This is a genomic window from Moorena sp. SIO3B2 (genome assembly GCF_010692525.1).
GTDB classification, from domain to species: domain Bacteria; phylum Cyanobacteriota; class Cyanobacteriia; order Cyanobacteriales; family Coleofasciculaceae; genus Moorena; species Moorena producens.
Window position 1 is genome coordinate 1 of the sequence record NZ_JAAHHE010000882.1, and the last position, 1379, is coordinate 1379.

Here is a 1379-nt window from a genome sequence, read left to right on the forward strand (position 1 = left end):
TTTCATTAGCCAAGAATCTCTGAAAACCCTGCCCGTTGCTGCGGCTCAGTTAAGTGGTTCTCTGGGAAAAGAGATTCCCTACGGTTCCATTGCGGCTATGACAGTTATAGGAACATTTCCCCTAGTGGTATTAGTAATGTTTTTCCAAGGTAAAATTGTCCAAGGTTTAACATCGGGAGCAGTTAAGGGTTGACTCTTTGGGGGTTGAAGGTTTGGAGGGTTGAAGGTTGAAGGTTGGAGGTTGGAGGTTGGAGGGTTGAAGGTTGGAGGTTGGAGGTTGGAGGTTTGGAGGGTTGGAGGGGTGGAGGTTGGAGGGTTGGAGGGTTGGAGGGTTGGAGGGTTGGAGGGTTGGAGGGTTGGAGGGTTGGAGGGTTGGAGGGTTGGAGGTTGGAGGTTGGAGGTTGGAGGTTGTTCGGCCTTGGCGTTCTTTGTAGGGAAGGTTTTAAGATTGAATTTTTTAAGATTGAATCTTTTGAGTTTGGAAGAGTATGGGAACGATAAAACGATTTGAAGAAATTCAGGGATGGCAGACAGCACGGGAGTTGACAAGGTTGGTTTACGCACTTTCAAAGGAGGGAGCGTTTTCCCGTGATTTTGGTTTGTGCAACCAGATGCGTCGTGCAGCGGTTTCTATCATGTCAAATATTGCTGAGGGCTTTGAGAGTCGGACACAACGTCTTTTTATTGAGTTTTTAGGTCGAGCTAGAGGCTCTGCGGGTGAATTACGTTCTCAAGCCTATGTTGCTCTTGATGCTGGTTACATTCATCAATCTCAGTTTACACAACTATTTGATCTATGCCAGAAGTGCAGCCGACAAATTACAGGATTCATGGCATATCTAAAAACCTACCCTGAGCAAAACCGACTCCGCGAGGATGAAGGAGATTATCGTATTGATTGACAGTTTTGAAACTTGACCCCCCTAAGATCGTTTCTATTTGCATCTGAATTGTAAACATTGATGGGTAGATGGAGGGAGAGGGGAATTTTCCCGCGAATTTTGCCTAATTGCAAAAGCGATGTAGCGCGGTCTTGGGGAGGCAGTGCGGTCTTGGAAAGGTAATGCGATCGCGTTCGCACACAGCTCCAAAATCATCAGCGACTGTATCAAGACAGTGATATCCACGCTCAACTTTTCACCTAAAAACCTTCAACCAAATAACCTTCAACCAAATAACCTTCAACCAAATAACCTTCAACCTTCAACCAAATAACCTTCAACCAAATAACCTCCAAACCTCCAAACCTCCAGATAGTATGCCTAAACTAGAACTACATAATATTAATAAAATCTACAAGACTAACAAGGGTAACGTCATCCCAGTTAACGACATTAGCTTAGAAGTGGATGAAGGAGAATTTCTGACCCTACTTGGGC

2 protein-coding genes and 1 pseudogene are annotated in these 1379 nt (G+C 45.0%); all 3 read left to right on the forward strand.

The genetic code is table 11. From position 1 onward, the window contains the following. Positions 1-193 (forward strand): annotated as a pseudogene (locus F6K38_RS42020) (carbohydrate ABC transporter permease); the annotation flags it as partial. 295 nt (positions 194-488) lie between these two features. Next, positions 489-902 (forward strand): four helix bundle protein, encoded by a 414-nt coding sequence (locus tag F6K38_RS42025; protein WP_287251548.1) that lies wholly within the window; start codon positions 489-491, stop codon positions 900-902. Between the two features lie 142 nt (positions 903-1044). Continuing rightward, positions 1045-1215, forward strand: coding sequence for a hypothetical protein (locus F6K38_RS42030; RefSeq protein ID WP_287251547.1), 171 nt, complete (start codon positions 1045-1047; stop codon positions 1213-1215). Positions 1216-1379: the final 164 nt, after the last annotated feature.

Coding starts and splice junctions, on each gene's coding strand:
- F6K38_RS42025 (WP_287251548.1), top strand. CDS start 489: ATGGGAACGATAAAACGATTTGAAGAAATTCAGGGATGGCAGACAGCA.